The 19,752-nt window shown below is 71.7% G+C and carries 18 protein-coding genes; 3 read left to right on the forward strand and 15 right to left on the reverse strand.

What is annotated here, in order from left to right:
* Nucleotides 1-91: 91 nt before the first annotated feature.
* The 5 genes from ADL25_RS00380 to ADL25_RS00400 form a co-directional block, all read right to left on the reverse strand.
* A complete protein-coding gene (locus ADL25_RS00380; RefSeq protein WP_059125843.1) occupies nt 92-1,534 on the reverse strand; it encodes a GuaB1 family IMP dehydrogenase-related protein in 1,443 nt (480 codons plus the stop codon).
* Between the two features lie 107 nt (nt 1,535-1,641).
* Nucleotides 1,642-1,995, reverse strand: a complete 354-nt coding sequence (locus ADL25_RS00385; protein ID WP_059125524.1) for a barstar family protein — start codon at nt 1,993-1,995, stop codon at nt 1,642-1,644.
* A 219-nt stretch (nt 1,996-2,214) separates the two neighbouring features.
* Entirely contained in the window at nt 2,215-3,258 is a 1,044-nt protein-coding gene (locus ADL25_RS00390; protein WP_059125844.1) for a sugar-binding transcriptional regulator, read from the reverse strand.
* A 78-nt stretch (nt 3,259-3,336) separates the two neighbouring features.
* Nucleotides 3,337-4,023: a ribulose-phosphate 3-epimerase gene (gene rpe, locus ADL25_RS00395; protein ID WP_059125525.1), complete on the reverse strand. Its 687-nt coding sequence runs from the start codon at nt 4,021-4,023 to the stop codon at nt 3,337-3,339.
* 149 nt (nt 4,024-4,172) lie between these two features.
* Nucleotides 4,173-4,718: a TetR/AcrR family transcriptional regulator gene (locus ADL25_RS00400; RefSeq protein WP_059125526.1), complete on the reverse strand. Its 546-nt coding sequence runs from the start codon at nt 4,716-4,718 to the stop codon at nt 4,173-4,175.
* A gap of 171 nt (nt 4,719-4,889) precedes the next feature.
* Here ADL25_RS00400 and ADL25_RS00405 point away from each other — a divergent pair, with 171 nt between their 5' ends.
* Together ADL25_RS00405 and ADL25_RS00415 are read left to right on the forward strand one after the other, a co-directional pair.
* Entirely contained in the window at nt 4,890-5,732 is an 843-nt protein-coding gene (locus ADL25_RS00405; RefSeq protein ID WP_059125527.1) for an oxidoreductase, read from the forward strand.
* A gap of 202 nt (nt 5,733-5,934) precedes the next feature.
* Nucleotides 5,935-7,383 carry an aldehyde dehydrogenase gene (locus ADL25_RS00415; protein ID WP_059125529.1) on the forward strand — a complete coding sequence of 483 codons (1,449 nt, stop codon included), beginning with the start codon at nt 5,935-5,937 and terminating at the stop codon, nt 7,381-7,383.
* Between the two features lie 241 nt (nt 7,384-7,624).
* Here the strand turns inward: ADL25_RS00415 and ADL25_RS00420 are convergent, their stop codons facing one another.
* Together ADL25_RS00420 and fmt are read right to left on the reverse strand one after the other, a co-directional pair.
* Complete coding sequence (locus ADL25_RS00420) at nt 7,625-9,034, reverse strand: RsmB/NOP family class I SAM-dependent RNA methyltransferase (RefSeq protein ID WP_059125845.1); 1,410 nt, start codon at nt 9,032-9,034, stop codon at nt 7,625-7,627.
* 75 nt (nt 9,035-9,109) lie between these two features.
* Nucleotides 9,110-10,042, reverse strand: coding sequence for a methionyl-tRNA formyltransferase (fmt, locus tag ADL25_RS00425; protein ID WP_059125530.1), 933 nt, complete (start codon nt 10,040-10,042; stop codon nt 9,110-9,112).
* Between the two features lie 298 nt (nt 10,043-10,340).
* On the opposite strand from fmt, the gene ADL25_RS00430 reads away from it, so the two are divergent.
* A complete protein-coding gene (locus ADL25_RS00430) occupies nt 10,341-10,874 on the forward strand; it encodes a hypothetical protein (protein ID WP_059125531.1) in 534 nt (177 codons plus the stop codon).
* A 174-nt stretch (nt 10,875-11,048) separates the two neighbouring features.
* On the opposite strand, the gene ADL25_RS00435 is transcribed toward ADL25_RS00430, so the two are convergent.
* The 8 genes from ADL25_RS00435 to ADL25_RS00470 all read right to left on the reverse strand — a co-directional run bounded on the left by ADL25_RS00435 (nt 11,049) and on the right by ADL25_RS00470 (nt 19,722).
* The gene (locus ADL25_RS00435; RefSeq protein WP_059125532.1) at nt 11,049-13,220 is read right to left on the reverse strand and encodes a primosomal protein N'; all 2,172 of its coding nucleotides are present in this window, start codon (nt 13,218-13,220) and stop codon (nt 11,049-11,051) included.
* 177 nt (nt 13,221-13,397) lie between these two features.
* Nucleotides 13,398-14,606, reverse strand: coding sequence for a methionine adenosyltransferase (gene metK / locus ADL25_RS00440; RefSeq protein WP_059125533.1), 1,209 nt, complete (start codon nt 14,604-14,606; stop codon nt 13,398-13,400).
* A 239-nt stretch (nt 14,607-14,845) separates the two neighbouring features.
* Entirely contained in the window at nt 14,846-16,048 is a 1,203-nt protein-coding gene (coaBC, locus tag ADL25_RS00445; protein WP_059125534.1) for a bifunctional phosphopantothenoylcysteine decarboxylase/phosphopantothenate--cysteine ligase CoaBC, read from the reverse strand.
* A 148-nt stretch (nt 16,049-16,196) separates the two neighbouring features.
* On the reverse strand, nt 16,197-16,469 hold the full coding sequence (gene rpoZ / locus ADL25_RS00450; RefSeq protein WP_005319902.1) for a DNA-directed RNA polymerase subunit omega: 273 nt from the start codon (nt 16,467-16,469) through the stop codon (nt 16,197-16,199).
* Nucleotides 16,470-16,520: 51 nt separating this feature from the next.
* Nucleotides 16,521-17,078 carry a guanylate kinase gene (gene gmk, locus ADL25_RS00455; protein WP_059125535.1) on the reverse strand — a complete coding sequence of 186 codons (558 nt, stop codon included), beginning with the start codon at nt 17,076-17,078 and terminating at the stop codon, nt 16,521-16,523.
* 37 nt (nt 17,079-17,115) lie between these two features.
* Nucleotides 17,116-17,439 carry an integration host factor gene (locus tag ADL25_RS00460; RefSeq protein ID WP_059125536.1) on the reverse strand — a complete coding sequence of 108 codons (324 nt, stop codon included), beginning with the start codon at nt 17,437-17,439 and terminating at the stop codon, nt 17,116-17,118.
* Nucleotides 17,440-17,716: 277 nt separating this feature from the next.
* Nucleotides 17,717-18,619 (reverse strand): orotidine-5'-phosphate decarboxylase, encoded by a 903-nt coding sequence (gene pyrF, locus ADL25_RS00465; RefSeq protein ID WP_079050098.1) that lies wholly within the window; start codon nt 18,617-18,619, stop codon nt 17,717-17,719.
* Nucleotides 18,616-19,722: a quinone-dependent dihydroorotate dehydrogenase gene (locus ADL25_RS00470; RefSeq protein ID WP_059125537.1), complete on the reverse strand. Its 1,107-nt coding sequence runs from the start codon at nt 19,720-19,722 to the stop codon at nt 18,616-18,618. Before ADL25_RS00470 ends, pyrF begins: the two co-directional genes overlap by 4 nt.
* Nucleotides 19,723-19,752 lie beyond the last annotated feature (30 nt).

The raw sequence follows: 19,752 nt of genomic DNA on the forward strand, positions 1-19,752 counted from the left end.
CACGCACGGCACCCCGCGGCGGCTCCCGCGGGGAAAGGGCCCCTGACGCCCCGGCGATGGGACAACAGGGGCCGGGCGAAAGCGAGTTGTCTCAGTTCCAGCTGGCGTGCAGCGGCTCGCCCTCCGCATAGCCCGCCGCGCTCTGGATGCCCACCACGGCCCGCTCGGCGAACTCCTCCAGGGAGCCGGCACCCGCGTAGGTGCAGGACGAGCGCACACCCGCGACGATCGAGTCGATCAGGTCCTCGACGCCCGGGCGCGCCGGGTCGAGGAACATGCGGGAGGTCGAGATGCCCTCCTCGAACAGAGCCTTACGGGCACGGTCGTACGCCGACTCCTCCGACGTGCGGTTGCGTACCGCACGCGCCGACGCCATGCCGAAGGACTCCTTGTAGAGGCGGCCGTTGGCGTCCTGCTGCAGGTCGCCCGGGGACTCGTAGGTGCCCGCGAACCAGGAGCCGATCATCACGTTGGACGCGCCGGCGGCCAGCGCCATCGCCACGTCGCGCGGGTGGCGGACGCCGCCGTCGGCCCACACGTGCTTGCCGTACTTCTTCGCCTCGGCGGCACACTCGAGGACGGCCGAGAACTGCGGCCGGCCGACACCGGTCATCATGCGCGTGGTGCACATGGCGCCCGGGCCGACACCGACCTTGACGATGTCCGCGCCCGCCTCGATCAGATCGCGCACACCCTCGGCGGCGACGACGTTGCCCGCCACGATCGGCACCTGCGGGTCCAGCGCCCGCACGGTCCTGACGGCGCTGATCATCGACTCCTGGTGGCCGTGCGCGGTGTCGATGACGAGCGTGTCGACGCCCGCGTCGAGCAGCTGCTTGGCCTTGCCCGCGACATCGCCGTTGATGCCCACGGCGGCGGCGATGCGCAGCCTGCCGTCGGCGTCGGTGGCCGGCGTGTACAGCGTGGCGCGCAGGGCGCCCTTGCGGGTCAGGATGCCGGCCAGCCGGCCGTCCTCGTCGACGGCGGGCGCGTAGCGGCGGTTCGCGGCGTCGAGGACGTTGAAGGCCTCGCCCGGGTCGATGCCGGCGTCGAGGAGCAGCAGGTCCTTGGACATGACGACTTCGAGCTGGGTGAAGCGGTCCACGCCCGAGAGATCCGCGTCGGTGACGACGCCGATCGGCCGCTGCTCCTCGTCCACGACCACACCGGCATTGTGCGCCCGCTTCGGCAGCAGCGCGAGGGCATCGGCGACGGTCTGGTGCGGGGCCAGCACGATCGGGGTGTCGAGCACGAGATGGCGGCTCTTGACCCAGGAGACGACCTCGGTGACCACGTCGATCGGGATGTCCTGCGGGATGACCACCAGTCCACCGCGACGGGCCATCGTCTCCGCCATCCGGCGCCCGGCGATCGCCGTCATGTTGGCCACGACCAGCGGGATGGTGGTGCCCGTGCCGTCCGGGGCGGTGAGGTCCACGCCCTGGCGGGATCCGACCGCGGACCGGCGCGGCACCATGAAGACGTCGTCGTACGTCAGGTCGTACGAGGGCTGGATGTCATTGAGGAAACGCACGTGCTGCACATCCCAGTCGATCAGAGGCGGCCCCCTGCCAGGTCAGTCAGGGGGATGAGCACGTACTTCATTGTCCCATGTCGATGGGTATGCGGTCGTTGGACAGATCATCCAGGCAGGTCGAGTGGCCCTTCGTGAGATCCTCCAAGGGCGAGGGCGACGGTCAGCCCGGGCGTCCGCCGCTCCACCGTGGAGAACACCTCCAGGGCGACGTCCCACTCCTCGGGCCGTGCCGTCGCGTAGCGCCGCCACCCTTGTACGACGAGGAGCAGCCCCCTGCCGACGGCGGCCGTCGGCCAGACGGTGCGATCGGTGAGCGAGTCGGCGAGCGCGTCCCAGTTCCGGCCGAACCAGTCGGGCAGGCCGAGGGCCCCGGCGATCCTCTCCATGAACGCTGCCTTGTCGTCCACTGTGTCGAGATCCAGCGTGACCACGAGCCGGTCCGCCAGGTCGTGGGTCATTCCGGTACCGCCCTGGTCGAGTTGTGGTGTTCGTCGATACGGCAGCCGTGCGGGCACGGAGCATCATCGTGGCACGGACATGCCAGACTCGGGGCACTGGGATCCGAGGCGGCACGTCCGCCGGCGCCCGACCCGTCCGGCCACCGCACCACCGGCGTCTCGCAACGCCGGCACGGCCCCTCGGCCCGCCGCCGGGGTCACGACCCCGGCGTCCGGTCGTCAGGGCCCGTCGGGGTCCGACCGGTTCAGCGCCGGCTTCGGCGTCGGTCCCGCCGCCATGAGGTAGTCCGCCGCCGACGTGTCCGTCACCAGACTGGTGACGAGCCCGGACCGCAGCACCGCGTCGATCGCCGCCGCCTTTCGCTGTCCACCGGCGATCGCGACCACCTCGGGGATACGGCGCAACTGGTCCGCCTTGACGGTGATGCACCGTTCTCCGAGATCGCGCCCGACCCGGCGGCCGTCGGCGTCGAAGAGATGGGCGGACATCTCGGCGGCGACACCGAGGGACGCGTAGTGCGCGCGTTCCTCGTCGCTCAGCATGTCGTGCACCGTCGAGATGCCCGGCTCCCAGGAGCCGATGGAGACACAGGCGACCGTGACCTTGTCGAAGTACTCGAAGGCCCGGGCGATCCCCGTCTGGTTGCGCAGCGCCGCTGCGGTCGCGGCGTCCGGCAGCAGCATCGGCGCGTAGATGGGGTGGGCGTCACCGCCCGAGACCTGCGCGGCACGACGCACGGCCTCCACCGAACCGCGCTCGGCGGTTCCGGCGTCGTACACGCCCGTCAACTGCACCACCGTGCACGGCGGCAGCCGGTCCAGCGCGGCCGCCATGTGGATGGTGGAGCGGCCCCAGGCAAGACCCAGGACATCGCCCTCGGTCACCAGTTCGCCGAGCAGGTCGGCGGCCACCTCACCGAGGTTCTCGGGGTCGGGCGACTCCTCGGCCTCGGCCGGGGACTCGACCACGACGGCATGCCTGAGGCCGTACCGGGCGCGCAGCGCGTCGGAGCGCTCGGCGTCCAGCTCGGCCGGAACTCTGATCTCGATCCGCACGAGATCCCGTTCGAGGGCGGTCTCCAGAACCCGGGCCACCTTGAAGCGGCTGACGCCGAACTCCTCCGCGATCTGGATCTTGGACTTGCCCTCGAGATAGAAGCGACGGGCCATGGCCGCCGCCTGCACCAGCTCAGCGGGTCCCATCCGCATGGCTGACCGGCCCGCCGACATACCCGACACGGCCATCTCCTCACTGCTGTTCACACTCTGCATTCGCCGTTCATCCTTGCAGATCCGGCGTACTTGATCAGCCGGGACGGTCGGCGTTCAGGTTCCGTTGTCTCAGTCGTCGCACGCCCAGGACGCACGGGCGGTCGCCCGCTCCGCCTGGGTGCGCAATGCACGTACCGCGGCGGCCGGGTCGGACGCCCCGTACACGGCCGAACCGGCCACGAAGACGTCCGCTCCGGCCTCCGCGCACTGTTCGACGGTGGAGGCCGAGACACCGCCGTCGACCTGCAGCCAGAGCTCGAGGCCGTGCTTGCTGATGAGCTCTCGGGTGCGGCGGATCTTCGGCAGCATGATGTCCAGGAACGCCTGCCCGCCGAAACCCGGCTCGACCGTCATGATCAGCAACATGTCCAGCTCGGGCAGCAGATCCTCGTACGGCTCGATCGGGGTCGCGGGCTTGAGGGCCATGGAGGCCCGGGCGCCCTTGGCCCTGATCTCGCGGGCGAGCCGCACGGGAGCCGCGGCCGCTTCGACATGGAAGGTGACCGAACCGGCCCCCGCTTCGACGTACTGAGGCGCCCAGCGATCGGCGTCCTCGATCATCAGGTGGCAGTCCAGCGGTGTGTCCGTCGCCCGCGCCAGGGCCTCCACGATCGGCGCGCCGAGCGTGAGGTTGGGGACGAAGTGGTTGTCCATCACGTCGACGTGGAGCCAGTCGGCCCCTTCCACGGCCTTCGCCTCCTCAGCGAGGCGGGCGAAGTCGGCGGACAGGATGCTGGGGTTGATCTGCACGGCCATGACCCAAGCCTGCCATGTCCGGCGCCGCTTGTTGCGGCCGGTCCGCCTGGCGGACCTCCGGCCCCGAGGACACTCGACCGGACCGCGCCGGCCCGAGTGAGCCGGGAGCGGCACGGGACATCGGGCGGGCCTCGCGCGGCGAAGGCAGCTCAGGAGGCTCCGACACCCCTGAGGAACGTGTCCACGACCAGGTCGGCCGCCTGCGGGGGCTGAAGTTCGGGGAACCGGTGGGCGGCGCTGTCCACCAGTTCGTCGAAGACGGCCCGCGTCCAGCCGAGCGGGACACCGGGGCGCAGGAGGCCTTCGTCGGCTGCACGACGGAGAAAGGCGTCCAGCCGTGCGCTCAGCTCCTGACGCCGGATGTCCGCGTCGGGGTCCTCGCGCATCATGCGGCGCGTGTCGACGGGCCACTCCCGGCTGACCGGGACGATCCCCTCCACATAGCGGTGCAGCGCCACGGCGACGGGGGCCTCGGTGAGCCGCGCCTCGTCGAGGACGTGTTCGGCGGCGTCCAGTTTGGCCTGGAAGACCGCGGCAAGCAGGGCCTCGCGCGTGGCGAAGCGCCGGTGCGCGGTGGTGCGGTCGACGCCGGCCTCCTGGGCGATGGCCGACAGCGAGGTGCTCGGATTCTCGGCCAGCAACCTGGCTCCGGTGCGCAGAAGGGCGGCGAGGTTGCGTGCGGCGTCGGCTCTCATGATGCACCCACCCTAGCAACGAGTCGCACTTGAGCTCCTTTCTTCATCTGGTCCGCTTCCATAGAAATTATTACTGCTACAGTCATGTTGCAGATAGCCGTAGAGCTTCCACATGGGCTGCGAGCCCACTGACTCGGGTCGGCGGACTCGCAAGGAGAGGAGAGATGGACCATGGCACGGACTTGGCTGATCACCGGTGGTTCGCAAGGGCTCGGCAGGGCCTTGGCCGTCGCGGCGCTGGAGGCGGGTGACCGTGTCGTGGTCACCTCCCGCCGTCCGGAGGCGCTGGCCGATCTGTCGGCGGAGCACGCCGAAAGCGTGCTCGCCCTGCCCCTGGACGTGACCTCGCCTTCCTCCGCCCGGGACGTGGTCGCGGCAGCCGTCGACCGCTTCGGGTCGCTGGACGTCGTGGTCAACAACGCGGGGTACGCGACCAGCGGTTCGATCGAGGACTTCCCGGAGGACGAGTTCAGGGCGCAGATCGAGGCGAACCTCTTCGGCGTGATCAATGTGACCAGGGCGGCACTGCCCGTCCTGCGCAGCCGGCGCTCCGGACACTTCGTGCAGGTGTCCTCCATCGGCGGGCGCGTGGGCGGCACCCCGGGCCTGAGCGCCTACCAGACCGCGAAGTTCGGCATCGAGGGCTTCTCCGAGGTCCTGGCCAACGAGGTCGCACCGCTCGGCATCACGGTGACCATCGTCGAGCCGGGCGGCATCCGGACCGGCTGGGCCGCCGGCGCCGCGCTGGAGTCCGGTCGCGTCGGCGCCGACTACGAGCAGACCGTCGGTCGGTGGCTGAAGCGCTTCGCCGAGTACAGCGGCAACGAGCCCGGTGACCCCGCACGCATGGCCCGGGCCATCGTCGACGTCGTCGGCGCACCCGAGCCCCCGCGGCGGCTGGTGCTGGGCGGCGACGCCCTGGACATCGCCCTGGCCGCCGAGGAAGGGCGCTTGGCCGAGGCCCGCGCCTGGGCCCACGTCAGCCGGTCCACCGACCACGCACCGGCTTCCTGACGGTGCTCACTCCTTCCGGGCGGCCCGGTCCGGTCCGCCCGGTGCGGCGCCCGGGACCCGCGGCGACTGCTCGCTCAGGCCGTCCACCTCGGGGATCGCCCCCTTTCGCCCCTGAGGCCCGACGGAGCGCGCGACACGGCCGAGCGGCCCCGCCTCTCCCCCGTACTCCCCTCCCTTCCACTTCACGAGAAAGAAGCGACTGATGATGATCCGCGACAAGCTCTACATCGGCGGTTCCTGGGTGGCGCCCAGCAACCCCGACCTGCTGGAGATCCGTTCCCCGCACGACCGGTCCGTCCTCGGCCGTGTGGCCCAGGCGGCCGAGGCGGACGTGGACGCCGCCGTGGCCGCGGCACGCGAGGCGTTCGACCACGGGCCGTGGCCCCGCACCGACCCCAAGGAGCGGCAGGAGGTGGTCCGGCGGTTCAACGCGCTGCGCGAGGCCCGTGCCGACGAGATCGCTGCCGCCATCTCCGCCGAGAACGGTTCGGCGCTCTGGTTCACCAAGGCCGGTCAGCCGTTCCTGACCCGCCAGGCCAACGCCTACCTCAAGGCGGCCGAGGAGTTCGGCTGGGAGGAGGTCGTGGAGCCCTCGGACCCGTCGGTGGCCTTCGACACCGTGGTCAGGCGGGAGCCGATCGGTGTCGTCGCCGCGGTCATCCCCTGGAACTCCCCGTTCTCCGCGGCCATGGCGAAGCTGGCGCCCGCCCTGCTGGCGGGCAACACCGTGGTGCTCAAGGTCTCCCCGGAGAACTCGCTCAGCATGATGCTCCTCGCGGACCTGTTCCACGAGGCCGGCCTGCCGGTGGGAACCCTCAGCGTCCTGCCCGCGGACCGGGAGACCAGCGAGTACCTGGTCTCGCATCGGGACGTCGACAAGATCTCCTTCACCGGGTCGACCCGGGCAGGCCGCCGTATCGCCTCGATAGCGGGCGAGCAGCTCAAGCGGGTCGGCCTCGAACTCGGCGGCAAGTCCGCCGCGATCCTCCTGGAGGACGCCGACCTCCCCTCCGTGATGCAGGGACTGTGTTTCGGTTCGCTGGGCAACAACGGCGAGGCCTGCATCCTGCAGACCCGCATCCTCGCCCCGCGCGGCCGCTACGACGAGATCGTCGCGGCGCTGAAGGAGATGGTGGAGTCCCTGAAGGTCGGAGACCCCTCCGCGGAGGACACCTTCATCGGTCCCATGATCCGCCCCGACCAGCAGCAGCGCGTGATCGACTACATCCGTCTGGGCATCGAGGAGGGCGCCCGTCTGGTGACGGGAGGTCCGGACGTCCCCGAGGGGCTGGAGCAGGGCAACTACGTCACTCCGACGCTGTTCGCGGATGTCGACAACAGCATGCGCATCGCCCAGGAGGAGATCTTCGGCCCGGTCCTCGCCGTCATCGCCTACGACGACGAGGACGACGCGGTACGCATCGCCAACGACTCCGACTACGGCCTCTCCGGCGGCGTCTGGTCGGGGGACCTCGAGCGCGCCTTCGCGGTGGCCCGCCGGCTCCGCACCGGAACCGTCACCCTCAACGGCTCACCGATGAGCTTCGACGGGCCGTTCGGCGGCTACAAGGCGAGCGGCGTCGGCCGTGAGTACGGGGCGGTGGGTCTGACCGGGTACGTCGAGCACAAGACCGTCACCCGCAACCGGTAGATCCCGTCGACCGGCGGGCACATGTCCCGGTCATCGCCTTCACCGCGGCCGGTGCGCCCGGCGAGGACGTCGTCACGCTCGCCGGGGCGTCTCCCGCGACCGGTGGTCAGCCCGGAGCGCACCCGTCTGCCGGCCACCGGCAGGGGCAGGGTCCGACACCGGAACTCGACTGCTTGCGGCGGTCATGGTGCTCACCCGCGGGCTGCCGCGGAACCGAGCATCCCCGGCTCCACAGCACCCGTCAGGCGGTCCGGCGGATGAGCGCGAGATACATGGCGTCGGTGCCGTGGAGATGCGGCCACAGCTGCACGTCGGGACCGTCGCCGAGCGCCGGCACGTCCGCCAGCAGCGGGCGGGCGTCGATGAGCTCGGTGTCCCGGTGCTGCTTCAGCACGTCGTCGACCACCGCACGGGTCTCGGCGAGATGGGGAGAACAGGTGGCGTAGCCGACGACGCCGCCGACACGCACGGACTCGAGGGCCGTGGTCAGCAGGGCACGCTGGACCGGCGCGAAGCCGTCCAGGTCCTCGGGGCGGCGCCGCCACCTGGCCTCGGGCCTGCGGCGCAGTGCGCCGAGCCCGGTGCACGGCACATCCACCAGCACGCGGTCGAAGCTGCCGGCCCGCCACGGCGGGCGGGTCCCGTCGGCGGTGATCACCTGGTACGGGCCGGGGTTGCCGTCCAGCGCCTTCGCCACCAGCCCGGCCCGGTGCGGCTGCTTCTCGGACGCCACCAGCAGGGCTCCGCGCTCGGCGGCGAGCGCCGCGAGCAGCGCAGCCTTGCCGCCGGGCCCGGCGCAGCCGTCGAGCCACCTCTTGTCGGGGCCCTCCAGCGGTGCGTTGGCGAGGGCGAGGGCGACAAGCTGGCTTCCCTCGTCCTGAACGCCAGCGCGGCCTTCCCGTACGGCGTCGACGGCACCGGGCTCGCCGCCTTCGGTGAGCCGGACCGCGTACGGCGACCAGCGGCCCGGTACCGCCGCCTCTTCGCGCAGCAGCTCCTCGGTGGTGGCGCGGCCGGGACGGGCCACGAGCGTGACCTCGGGGCGCTCGTTGTCGGCTTCGAGGAGGTCCTCGATACCGGCACGGCCGCCGCCGAGGGAGTCCCACAGGGCGGACACGACCCAGCGCGGGTGCGAGTGCACAACCGCGAGATGGTCCTCGGCGTCCTCGTCGTACGGCGGTGCCACCCGCTCCAGCCAGCCGTCGAGGTCGTCCTGGGCCACCTTGCGCAGCACGGCGTTGACGAACTTGGCACGCCCGTCGCCGAGCACGACCCGGGCGAGTTCGACGGTGGCCGACACCGCGGCGTGGCTGGGGATCCGTGTCCCCAGCAGCTGATGGACGCCGAGGCTCAGCACGTCGAGCACGGGCGGATCGACCTCGCGCAACGGCCGGTCGACGCAGGCCGCGAGGACGGCGTCGTACGTCCCCTGGCGGCGCAGCGTCCCGTACACCAACTCCGTGGCGAGGGCCGCGTCCCGGGTGTCGAAGTCGCCCTTCTCGCGTGCCTTGCGCAGCAGTGGCGGCAGCACGAGGTTCGCGTAGGCGTCACGCTCGTCGACGGCCCGCAGGGCGTCGAACGCGAGGACGCGGACAGGGTCCTTCTTGGGCCGGCGGTAGGGCTTGCGGGGACGACGGGACTGCTCGCTCACGAAAAAGGTGCTCCGGGTGTGGGATGACGTGCGCATCCCAGCGTACGTCCGTGCGGGTCGGGGCGTTCGCGGAGGTCAGCCGCCGAGGCCCTCGCCCTCGCCGATCCGCGCGCCGCGCGCCCAGTCGGCGGCCCGCATCGGCTTCTTGCCCTGGGCCTGCACCCACAACAGCTCCACGGCGTAGGAGCCGGTGCCGACGAAGACGTCGTTCTTGCCGACGGACAACCGACCGGGGGCGAGATCCGTCCGCTCCGGCACGGGGGCGACGTGGATGAGCTTCAGCCGCTCGCCCCGGAAGACGGTCCAGGCACCGGGCGCGGGTGTGCAGGCCCGGACCAGTCGGTCCACCCGGAGCGCGGGCGCGGACCAGTCGACGTGTGCGTCCTCGACGTTGATCTTCGGTGCGAGGGTGACTCCCTCGGCGGGCTGCGGCACGGCCTTCAGGCTGCCGTCCTCGATGCCGTCCATGGTGGCCGCGAGCAGTCCGGCGCCGGCGAAGGCGAGGCGGGTGAGGAGGTCCCCGCTGGTGTCCGTGGGACGGATCTGCTCGGTGACGGTGCCGTAGACGGGCCCGGAGTCGAGCCCTTCCTCGATGAGGAACGTGGAGGCGCCGGTGATCTCGTCGCCCGCCAGGACGGAGTGCTGCACCGGGGCGGCGCCGCGCCAGGCGGGGAGCAGGGAGAAGTGCAGATTGACCCAGCCGTGGGCGGGGACGTCGAGGGCGACGCGCGGCAGCAACGCACCGTAGGCGACCACAGGGCAGCAGTCGGGGGCGATCTCCCGCAGGCGGGCGAGGAAGTCCTCGTCCCGGGGCCTGTTCGGCTTGAGTACCTCGATCCCGGCCTCCATGGCCCGCTCGGCGACCGGACTGGCGATCAGCCTGCGCCCGCGTCCCGCCTGTGCGTCGGGCCGTGTGACGACGGCGGCGACCTCGTGCCTCCCGGACGCGAGCAGCGCGTCCAGCGCGGGAACGGCGACCTCGGGGGTACCTGCGAAGACAAGCCTCATAAGGGAGTGACGGCCTCTCGGGCGGGAGCTCTGACGGACCCTCACGCGTCCGGCTGTGCCGGAGCGGGTGGTCGGCTCACCAGTCTATGGGGGTGCGGGCCGCGGGGGCGCTTCGACCACCCACGACCACGGCGAACGCCTCATGCAGCGCGCACCACTCCTGGGGGCGTACGCATATGCCCTTACGCCCCCGCCCCGTGACCACAGACCCGTAAACGCGTTGGTCAAGAAAGAGTTGACCACAGCGGGCCACGATGGCGGCCCGACCCTTTTCAACGCCGGTTCGAGAGGCTTGTTCATGGCCGACCACGCAACCCACGACGCCCAGGCCCGGGCCAGCCTGCACTTGCTGGTGCGGGACATCGAGCGGGTCCGCCGGCAGGTGGACGCACTGCGCACCCTCACCGCTCAGTTGGGCAACGTCTACCGCCCGCGCCGCTCCGGCCCCTCCACGGGCTTCGTCGTCTACGGACGCGCCCCCGCTCCGACCGTCCGCCTCGCCCAGGAGTTGCGGGACAGCGTGGAGACCCTGGTCACGGCGGCCGTGGACTTCGACCGTTCACTCGGTTTCTCGTGGGACGCCGTGGGGTCCGCACTGGGCGTCACCAAGCAGGCGGTGCACCGCCGTTACGGCGCCCGCCGCGCCGCCGCCCAGGCGCCCGCCGAACCCGAACGAGCATCCGACCCTTCCGTCGGTCGCACGCTCAACGTGACCGGAGCCATGCCCACGGTCCCCGCTGCCCGTTCGATGCCGTCCCAGCCGACGGCGGGCACCCCCGCCTTCCGCGACGAGGTGCGGCCCACAGCCTTCCCCGGCCCGCGCAACGGCTGAGCCCGGCTCTCTTCCTTCTCCCGACCTACCGGGAGGCTGCCGCAGGGCACGGCGCCCGCACACACCGGCGTGCGGGCGCCGTGCCCTGCGGCAGGCACGTCCGCCCAGTCCTGGCTCGAGGAAGACGGCGCCTGGGCCGCCGCCCTTGGCGGACAGGGACTCGGCGGCGGCCCGTCACCCGATGTCGGGCGGGTCGACCCGGATGCGAACGGTCTCTCCGCCACCGCCACCGCCACCGCCACCGCCTCGCGCCGTGCGGGCGGCCAGCGCGGTCTTGAGCGCGGAGGCCAGCGCGGCCCCGCTCCCCGGCGGCACCCGGATGAGCGCCCGCTCCCACCGCTCGCCCGGTGGGGGTCCCCCGGGCCGCCGTGTCCGCCCGGCCTCGGTGACCGGCAGCGGCACGGGTCCCAGCACCTCGGCGTCGGACGGCAGCCGGGCCCCGCCGAGGAATCCGGTCACGGCGTCGGCCGGACCCGATACGGCCGCCATGCGTGACACCGGCGGGAAGCCCAGCTCGGCCCGCTCGGCGAGCTCCCGAACCGCGTGCCCCACGGGATCCCAACGGACGAGCGCCTGCACCGGCCTGAGTGTCGGCTCGGCGACGACCACCACCGTGCCGCCGGCCGACTGCGGCCGTACGAGGGCACTCGCGCCGATCCAGCGCCGCAACGCCTCCTCGCCCGCCCTCAGATCGGGACGGCCGAGCATGGCCCACCCGTCGAGGAGCAGTGCCGCCGCGTATCCGCCCTCGGCGACCGGCTCGGCCCCCGGCGTGCTGACGACCAGCGCGGGAGTGCCAGGCACCGTGTCCAGCACCTGCTCGCGTCCCGAGGTCCGCACAGCGACGGCCGGAAACGCCCGCCCCAGCTCCTCGGCGGTCCGCCGAGCCCCCACTATCCGGGCCCGCAGCCGGAATCCGCCGCACTCCGGACAGTGCCAGTCGGTCTCCTGCCGCCCGCACCAGGCGCACCGCAGCTCTCCCGCGTCCTGTGCGGACAGCGGCCCGGCGCAGTGCCGGCACCGGGCGGGCGCCCGGCACTGGGCGCAGGCCATGCGGGGCACATAGCCGCGCCGGGGAACCTGTACCAGCACCGGCCCCTGGCGCAGGCCGTCCCGTACGACCTGCCAAGCGAGCGTGGGCAGACGCGCCGCCCTGGCGGCCTCGTCCCGTGCGAGGTCCCCGTCCCCCACGGTCCGTACGAGCGGCGCGAGGGCCCGCACCTGCTCGCGGTCGGCGACCAGCGGGGCGGCCCACCCGCTCTCCACGAGCTGGGCGGCCTCCACGGTGCAGCTCCAACTGCCCAGCAGGAAGGCACAGGAGTCGCGCGAGGCGCGAAGCTCCAGCACCTCACGGACATGCGGATAGGGGGCGTTGTCGTCGCTGTGGCCGGCGTCCCCGTCGTCCCACACGACGACCAGCCCGAGATCGTGCACCGGAGCGAACATGGCCGCCCGCGTCCCGACGACGGCGCGTACCGCACCGCGGCGCACGGCGAGCCACTCCCGGTACCGCCGCTCCTGCCCGGCGTCGGCGGTCAGCAGCGCATGCCGGCCGTCGCCCATGAGCGCCCTGAGCGCCGCGTCCACCCGAGAGGCGGGCCGCCCGGCCGGTACGACGACCAGCGCGCCCCGGCCGGAGGCGAGCGTGGCCTGCACGGCCCGGGCGATCTCCTCCGCCCACTGCGGGCCGGGCAGAGCCGTCCAGACGGCCCGTGGAGCGCCGCCCGAGGCCAGCGACCGCAGGAACTCCGGGCCTCGTCCGTACCTCCGCCAGGACCCGGGGTCGGGCGCGGGAGGCGGTGCGGGCGGCGCACCCGTACCGGCGGACTCGGCCCGGGCGTGCCGCGGTGGGACGGCGAGCTGGAGCACATCGGCGAGACTGCCGGCGTACCGGTCGGCGACGGCGCGGGCGAGCCCGAGCAGTTCGCGCGAGAGGACCGGCTCGGGCGACACGACCTGGGCGAGCGCCGCCAGGGGCCCCGTGTAGTCGGTCTCGGCCACGCGCTCGACCAGGAAACCGTCGATGAGGCCGCCGCCCTCACGGCGTCCTTCGCGCACGCTGCGCCCGCCGGCCCCGAACCGCACCCGCACCCGGACACCGGGCTGGGCCACCGCGTCGAGCTCCTCGGGGACCGCGTAGTCGAAGTAGCGGTCCAGATGCAGCACGCCCTTGTCCACGAGCACCCGCGCGACGGGCAGCTCCTTGGCCAGCGCGGCCCCTCGCCACGTCCGCGGCTTGGCCCTGGGCGCCTTGGCCTTCCGCACGGCCTCACGCATCAGCGCAAGCTGCTCGGGCGGCGCGGCCTCCTCCCCGCCCGCCGGCTGCTGCCCGTTCCCGCTGCTCACGCTTGCATTCTTACCAAAAGCCACTGACACCGACGCGGGCCCGGCCATCCAGCGCTCCGCACGCCGGCCGTCCCGTCCCGCGCGGGACGGGAGTCACCCGTGCCGGGCCTCCGCGACGCGCGGAGGCCCGGCACCCCCGAAAGGGTGCCGGGCCTCGTGGCACGAGTGCGAGGGGGCCTACAGGCCCACCGCCGCCCGGAGGGCGTCGACGCGGTCCGTGCGCTCCCAGGTGAAGTCGGGGAGCTCGCGGCCGAAGTGTCCGTACGCCGCGGTCTGGGAGTAGATCGGGCGCAGCAGATCCAGGGCGCGGATGATCGCGGCCGGGCGGAGGTCGAAGACCTCCTCGATCGCCTTCTCGATCTTCTCGGCGTCGACCTTGGCCGTACCGAAGGTCTCCACGAACAGACCGACCGGCTCGGCCTTGCCGATCGCGTACGCGACCTGGACCTCACAGCGCGAGGCGAGACCCGCGGCGACGACGTTCTTGGCGACCCAGCGCATCGCGTACGCAGCCGAACGGTCCACCTTGGACGGGTCCTTGCCGGAGAAGGCGCCACCGCCGTGCCGGGCCATGCCGCCGTACGTGTCGATGATGATCTTGCGGCCGGTGAGGCCGGCGTCGCCCATCGGGCCGCCGATCTCGAAGCGGCCGGTGGGGTTGACCAGCAGGCGGTAGCCGTCCGTGTCCAGCTTGATGCCTTCGTCGATCAGCGCCTTCAGCTCCGGCTCGACCACGAACTCGCGGATGTCGGGGGCCAGGAGGGAGTCCAGGTCGATGTCGCTCGCGTGCTGCGAGGACACGACGACCGTGTCGAGGCGGACCGCCTTGTCACCGTCGTACTCGATGGTGACCTGGGTCTTTCCGTCGGGGCGCAGGTACGGGATGGTGCCGTTCTTGCGTACGTCGGACAGCCGCTTGGACAGGCGGTGCGCCAGGAAGATCGGCAGCGGCATCAGCGTCGGCGTCTCGTCCGACGCGTAGCCGAACATCAGGCCCTGGTCGCCGGCGCCCTGGCGGTCCAGCTCGTCCTCGTCGCCCTCGACACGGGACTCGTACGCCGTGTCCACACCCTGCGCGATGTCCGGGGACTGCGCGCCGATCGACACCGAGACACCGCAGGAGGCGCCGTCGAAGCCCTTCTTCGACGAGTCGTAGCCGATCTCGAGGATCTTGTTGCGGACCAGCGTCGCGATGTCGGCGTAGGTCTTGGTGGTGACCTCACCGGCCACGTGCACCAGGCCCGTGGTGATCAGCGTCTCCACGGCGACGCGGGACGTGGGGTCCTCGCGCAGGAGTGCATCGAGAATGGTGTCGCTGATCTGGTCAGCGATCTTGTCGGGGTGGCCCTCGGTCACGGACTCCGAGGTGAACAGACGACGGGACACAACGCTCCCTGTGGTTGCAGCGGCTGCTGGCTGATCATTGGCGGACGGGACGGGGGCTGCGCCCGGCGTCGTCCGGGAACAGTTTATCGGTCGCGCCCTGCCACGGGCCCACGTGTCTCGCCTCTTGGGAGCGCTGTGACCTGCGGCACGGGCATTCTGCCCAATGCCCCGCACTCTTTTCCAGGGTCGCCACGCACGAATGTCCCGGTCGGCCGGGTGCCGGGACCTGGAGGCGGCGCTCAGGCCAGGCGCGGGACCACAAGATCCCACACGGTGTCGGCCAGTGCTTCCTTCGGTCCGTACGGCACCGGGGTCTCACTGCCGTCGGCACCCAGCACGACCGCCTCGTTCTCCTCGGAGCCGAAGGTCCTGCGCTCCCCGACCTCGTTCACGACGAGCAGGTCGCAGCCCTTGCGCTCCAGCTTCCTGCGGCCGTTCGCCAGCACGTCGTCCGTCTCCGCGGCGAAGCCGACGACCACCTGCCCGGGACGGGCGCGGTCGGCCGAGATCTCCGCGAGGATGTCGGGATTCCTGACCAGGACGACCGGCTCCGGCTCCTGGTCGTCCTTCTTCTTGATCTTTCCCGAGGCGTAGGTCGCCGGGCGGAAGTCGGCGACCGCCGCCGCCATCACCACGGCATCCGCGTCCCCGGCCGCCTTCAGCACCGCCTCGCGCAGCTGCACCGCCGTGCCGACCTCCACGACGTCGACCCCGGCCGGGTCGGGCAGGCCCGTGTTGGCCGCGACGAGGGTGACACGGGCGCCCCGGGCCGCGGCCGTACGGGCCAGGGCGTAGCCCTGCTTGCCCGAGGAGCGGTTGCCGAGGAAACGGACCGGGTCGAGGGGCTCACGGGTGCCGCCCGCGCTGACCACGACATGGCGCCCCGCGAGGTCGGGCTTCGCCACGCCCCGGGCCAGCACCCGGCGGCACGCCTCGAAGATCTCGACGGGGTCGGGCAGCCGGCCCTTGCCCGTGTCGACGCCGGTCAGCCGGCCGACGGCGGGCTCGAGCACGACGGTGCCGCGGCGCCGCAGTGTCGCCACGTTCTCCTGGGTGGCCGGGTGCTCCCACATCTCCGTGTGCATCGCCGGCGCGAAGACGACCGGACAGCGCGCGGTCAGGAGCGTGTTGGTCAGCAGGTCGTCCGCCAGGCCGTGGGCCGCCTTGGCCAGCACGTCCGCCGTCGCCGGGGCCACCACGACCAGGTCGGCGTGCTGGCCGATGCGGACGTGCGGGACCTCGTGCACATCGTCCCAGACCTCGGTCGCCACGGGGTTGCCGGACAGCGCGGACCAGGTGGTGGCTCCGACGAAGTGCAGCGCCGAGGCGGTCGGCACCACTCGGACGTCATGTCCCGACTCGGTGAATCTGCGCAGCAGCTCGCACGCCTTGTACGCGGCGATGCCGCCGCTGACTCCCAGAACGACCTTCGGCTTGCCCACCGGGCCTCCCGCGCTCGACATCCGTACGCCGCGACTCACGGGCGTACGCCATCCATGACACACCACAGGCCCGGCAGCACTGCTGTCGGGCCTGTGGAAAGAACTGCTGTGGTCCGCCGATGACTACCGCCGGACGTACTGCGCCGACTTACTGCGCGGGGCCCTCGATGGCCTCGGAGGTCAGCAGACCCGCGTTGATCTCGCGCAGGGCGATCGAGAGCGGCTTCTCGTGGACATGGGTGTCGACGAGGGGACCGACGTACTCGAGGAGGCCCTCGCCGAGCTGCGAGTAGTACGCGTTGATCTGGCGGGCACGCTTGGCCGCGTAGATCACGAGGCTGTACTTCGAGTCCGTGGCCTCGAGGAGCTCGTCGATCGGCGGGTTGATGATGCCCTCGGGCGCGGTGATGGAAGAGGACACGCTCTACCTTCCGAAAGATGGGAAAGATCAGACCTGATCACACAACCCTGATCACACAACGTTCATCAAGGCTAGCAGCTCGCGCGCCACATCCTCGACCGAGGTGTTGACCAGGGTGATGTCGAACTCGGGCTCGGCCGCCAGTTCGATCTTGGCCGCCTCCAGGCGGCGCTCGATCACGTCAGGCGACTCGGTGCCCCGTCCGGTGAGTCTGCGCACGAGCTCCTCCCAGGAGGGGGGAGCCAGGAACACGAGCTGGGCCTCGGACATGGACTCACGGACCTGCCGGGCGCCCTGGAGGTCGATCTCCAGCAGCACCGGCACGCCGGACTCCAGGTGCTCCAGCACGGCCGCACGGGGCGTGCCGTAGCGGTTGCCCGCGAACTCGGCCCACTCCAGCAGCTCACCGTTGGCGATCAGCTTGTCCATCTCGTCGTCGGTGACGAAGAAGTAGTGGACCCCGTGCCGCTCCCCGGGTCGGGGCCTGCGGGTCGTCGCCGACACCGAGAGCCAGACCTCGGGGTGTTCCTTGCGCATATGAGCGACGACCGTGCTCTTCCCCACCCCGGAGGGGCCGGAGAGCACGGTCAGCCGCGGACGTTCACTCATGCAGCGATTATTCCAGCAATCCCGGAGTGTCCCGGACTCAGCTGGTGGCGCCGCCGAACTCGCGCTCCAGGGAGGCGATCTGGTTGGAGCCGAGGCCTCGCACACGACGGCTCTCGGAGATCCCCAGTCGCTCCATGATCTGCTTGGCGCGGACCTTGCCCACGCCGGGCAGCGACTCGAGGAGGGCGGAGACCTTCATCTTGCCGATGACGTCGTTCTCCTGGCCCTGCTTGATGACCTCGTGCAGAGAGGCGCCGGAGTGCTTGAGTCGATTCTTGACCTCGGCCCGCTCCCGGCGAGCCGCGGCGGCCTTTTCGAGCGCGGCTGCGCGCTGTTCAGGGGTAAGGGGCGGAAGAGCCACGCCTACGTCACCTCGGATGTCGAACTGTCGGATACGGACCGGTGAGGAACCTAGTCGCCCCACACCTGACGAGCCACGAGCAACACGCTTGCCCGTTCACTCTCGTCGGAGACTAGCGGTCAAGTGCGCCGGAGTCAGCGAGAACAGCGGAAAAGTCCTGGTCAGCCTCCATCGAGCCCGACTTTTCGGACATATTGCCCCGGATTTGAGGATGTATTCAGACTCAAGCCCGCCTCGAGGAGGTCGCCGGAGGACTCATCCGGCGGCTGCACGGGGTTCAGACGGCCGTCACCGCGGCCCTGATCTCCTCCGCGTAGCGTTCCGCGGCGTCACGCAGCGCGACGACGTCGGGACCGTACCGCAGCACTCCCCGGCTCACGTTCGGGACGACATGGCGCACCGCGGTCCCGAAGACCCTGGGGAGATCTGCCGCGGTGGCCCCCTGGGCGCCGATGCCCGGCGCGAGGAGGGGCCCGTTGATGTCCAGGTCGTACGAGGACAGATCGCCGAGCGTCGCCCCCACGACCGCGCCGAAGGAGCCGAGGGGCTCCTCCCCCGCGTTCTCGGCTGCGAGGTGGGCGAGCATCGTCGCCGCCACGTTCCGGCCGCCGGGCCGCACCGCGTGCTGCACCTCGGCCCCCTCGGGATTGGACGTCAGCGCGAGCACGAAGAGCCCGGCTCCGCTCTCGCGCGCCAGGTCCACGGCCGGCTTCAGCGACCCGTACCCCAGGTAGGGCGAGACCGTGAGCGCGTCGGAGAACAGCGGGGCGTCCTTCCTGAGGAACGACTCGGCGTAGGCGGCCATGGTGGAGCCGATGTCGCCGCGCTTGGCGTCCATGACCACCAGGGCCCCGGCCGCCCGGGCCTCCTCGACCGTCTTCTCCAGGACGGCGACACCCCGCGAGCCGAAGCGCTCGAAGAAGGCGCTCTGCGGCTTGAGAACGGCGATCCGGTCGGCCGTCGCCTCCACGACGGTCCGGCTGAACCGCTCGAGACCGGCGACGTCGTCGTTCAGACCCCACTCGGCGAGCAGCGCGGCGTGCGGGTCGATCCCCACGCACAGCGGGCCGCGTTCGTCCATGGCACGGCGCAGACGGGCGCCGAAGGGCTCTCCGGAGAGCCGCTGCGGCCCGGAGGGCTCCGTCGAGGAGTCGTGGCCGGGTGTCGGGTGGACGGTCATACGGGCTTCCTCACGTCGGCGCCGACCGCGTCGGCGAGGGTGGCGTAGGGGCTGGTGCGCAGCCGTGCGGCGAGCCCCTTGTGGATGGCGCGCCCCCAGAAGGGCCCCTCGTAGACGAAGGCGCTGTAACCCTGCACCAGGGTGGCGCCGGCCAGGATGCGCTGCCAGGCGTCCTCCGCGTCCTGGATGCCGCCCACGCCCACCAGGACGATGCGGTCCCCCACCCGTGCGTACAGGCGGCGCAGCACCTCCAGGGAGCGTGCCCGCAGCGGGGCGCCGGACAGCCCGCCCGCCTCCTTCACCAGGGCCGGCTCGGACGCCAGGCCGAGCCCCTCACGGGCGATGGTGGTGTTCGTGGCGATGATCCCGTCGAGGCCGAGTTCCACGGCGAGGTCGGCGACCGCGTCGACGTCCTCGTCGGCGAGATCCGGGGCGATCTTCACCAGCAGAGGCACGCGGCGGCCGGGCACCGTACGGTCGGCGGCCTCGCGGACGGCGGTCAGCAGCGGGCGCAGGGCCTCGGTCGATTGGAGGTTGCGCAGTCCGGGGGTGTTCGGGGAGGAGACGTTGACCACCAGATAGTCGGCGTGGGCGGCGAGCCGCTCGGTCGACTTCACGTAGTCCTCGGCGGCTTCGGCCTCCGGAACGACCTTGGTCTTGCCGATGTTGACGCCCACCACCGTCCTGAACACGGGGGTGCGCGTGGCCAGGCGCCGGGCGACCGCCAGCGAGCCGTCGTTGTTGAAGCCCATGCGGTTGATCAGCGCCCGGTCCGGGACGAGGCGGAACAGCCGCTTCTTCGGGTTGCCCGGCTGCGGCTCCCCGGTGACCGTGCCGATCTCGACGTGGTCGAAGCCCAGCATCGACATCCCGTCGATCGCGACCGCGTTCTTGTCGAAGCCGGCGGCCAGCCCGAACGGGCCGTGCATCCGCAGCCCGAATGCCTCGGTGCGCAGCTCCTTGTGGCGGGGCGCCAGCACGGCGGCGACGAACGTGCGCAGCACGGGCACCCGGACGGCCAGACGGATCCAGCGGAAGGCCAGGTGGTGGGCGCGCTCCGGGTCCATCCGCTGGAAGACGAGTCGGAAGAACAGCTTGTACATCTCTCAGTGTCCTCGTGAAGAGGGGGACAC

This window comes from Streptomyces sp. NRRL F-5122 (genome assembly GCF_001507435.1).
Classification (GTDB): Bacteria; Actinomycetota; Actinomycetes; order Streptomycetales; family Streptomycetaceae; genus Streptomyces; species Streptomyces lannensis.

Excerpts from the sequence above, each read along its gene's own strand:
- ADL25_RS00385 (WP_059125524.1), bottom strand. The coding sequence starts at position 1,995 with ATGACCCACGACCTGGCGGACCGGCTCGTGGTCACGCTGGATCTCGAC.
- rpe (WP_059125525.1), bottom strand. The coding sequence starts at position 4,023 with ATGGCCGTGCAGATCAACCCCAGCATCCTGTCCGCCGACTTCGCCCGC.
- ADL25_RS00400 (WP_059125526.1), bottom strand. The coding sequence starts at position 4,718 with ATGAGAGCCGACGCCGCACGCAACCTCGCCGCCCTTCTGCGCACCGGA.
- ADL25_RS00405 (WP_059125527.1), top strand. The coding sequence starts at position 4,890 with ATGGCACGGACTTGGCTGATCACCGGTGGTTCGCAAGGGCTCGGCAGG.
- ADL25_RS00415 (WP_059125529.1), top strand. The coding sequence starts at position 5,935 with ATGATGATCCGCGACAAGCTCTACATCGGCGGTTCCTGGGTGGCGCCC.
- fmt (WP_059125530.1), bottom strand. The coding sequence starts at position 10,042 with ATGAGGCTTGTCTTCGCAGGTACCCCCGAGGTCGCCGTTCCCGCGCTG.
- ADL25_RS00430 (WP_059125531.1), top strand. The coding sequence starts at position 10,341 with ATGGCCGACCACGCAACCCACGACGCCCAGGCCCGGGCCAGCCTGCAC.
- gmk (WP_059125535.1), bottom strand. The coding sequence starts at position 17,078 with ATGAGTGAACGTCCGCGGCTGACCGTGCTCTCCGGCCCCTCCGGGGTG.
- pyrF (WP_079050098.1), bottom strand. The coding sequence starts at position 18,619 with ATGACCGTCCACCCGACACCCGGCCACGACTCCTCGACGGAGCCCTCC.
- ADL25_RS00470 (WP_059125537.1), bottom strand. The coding sequence starts at position 19,722 with ATGTACAAGCTGTTCTTCCGACTCGTCTTCCAGCGGATGGACCCGGAG.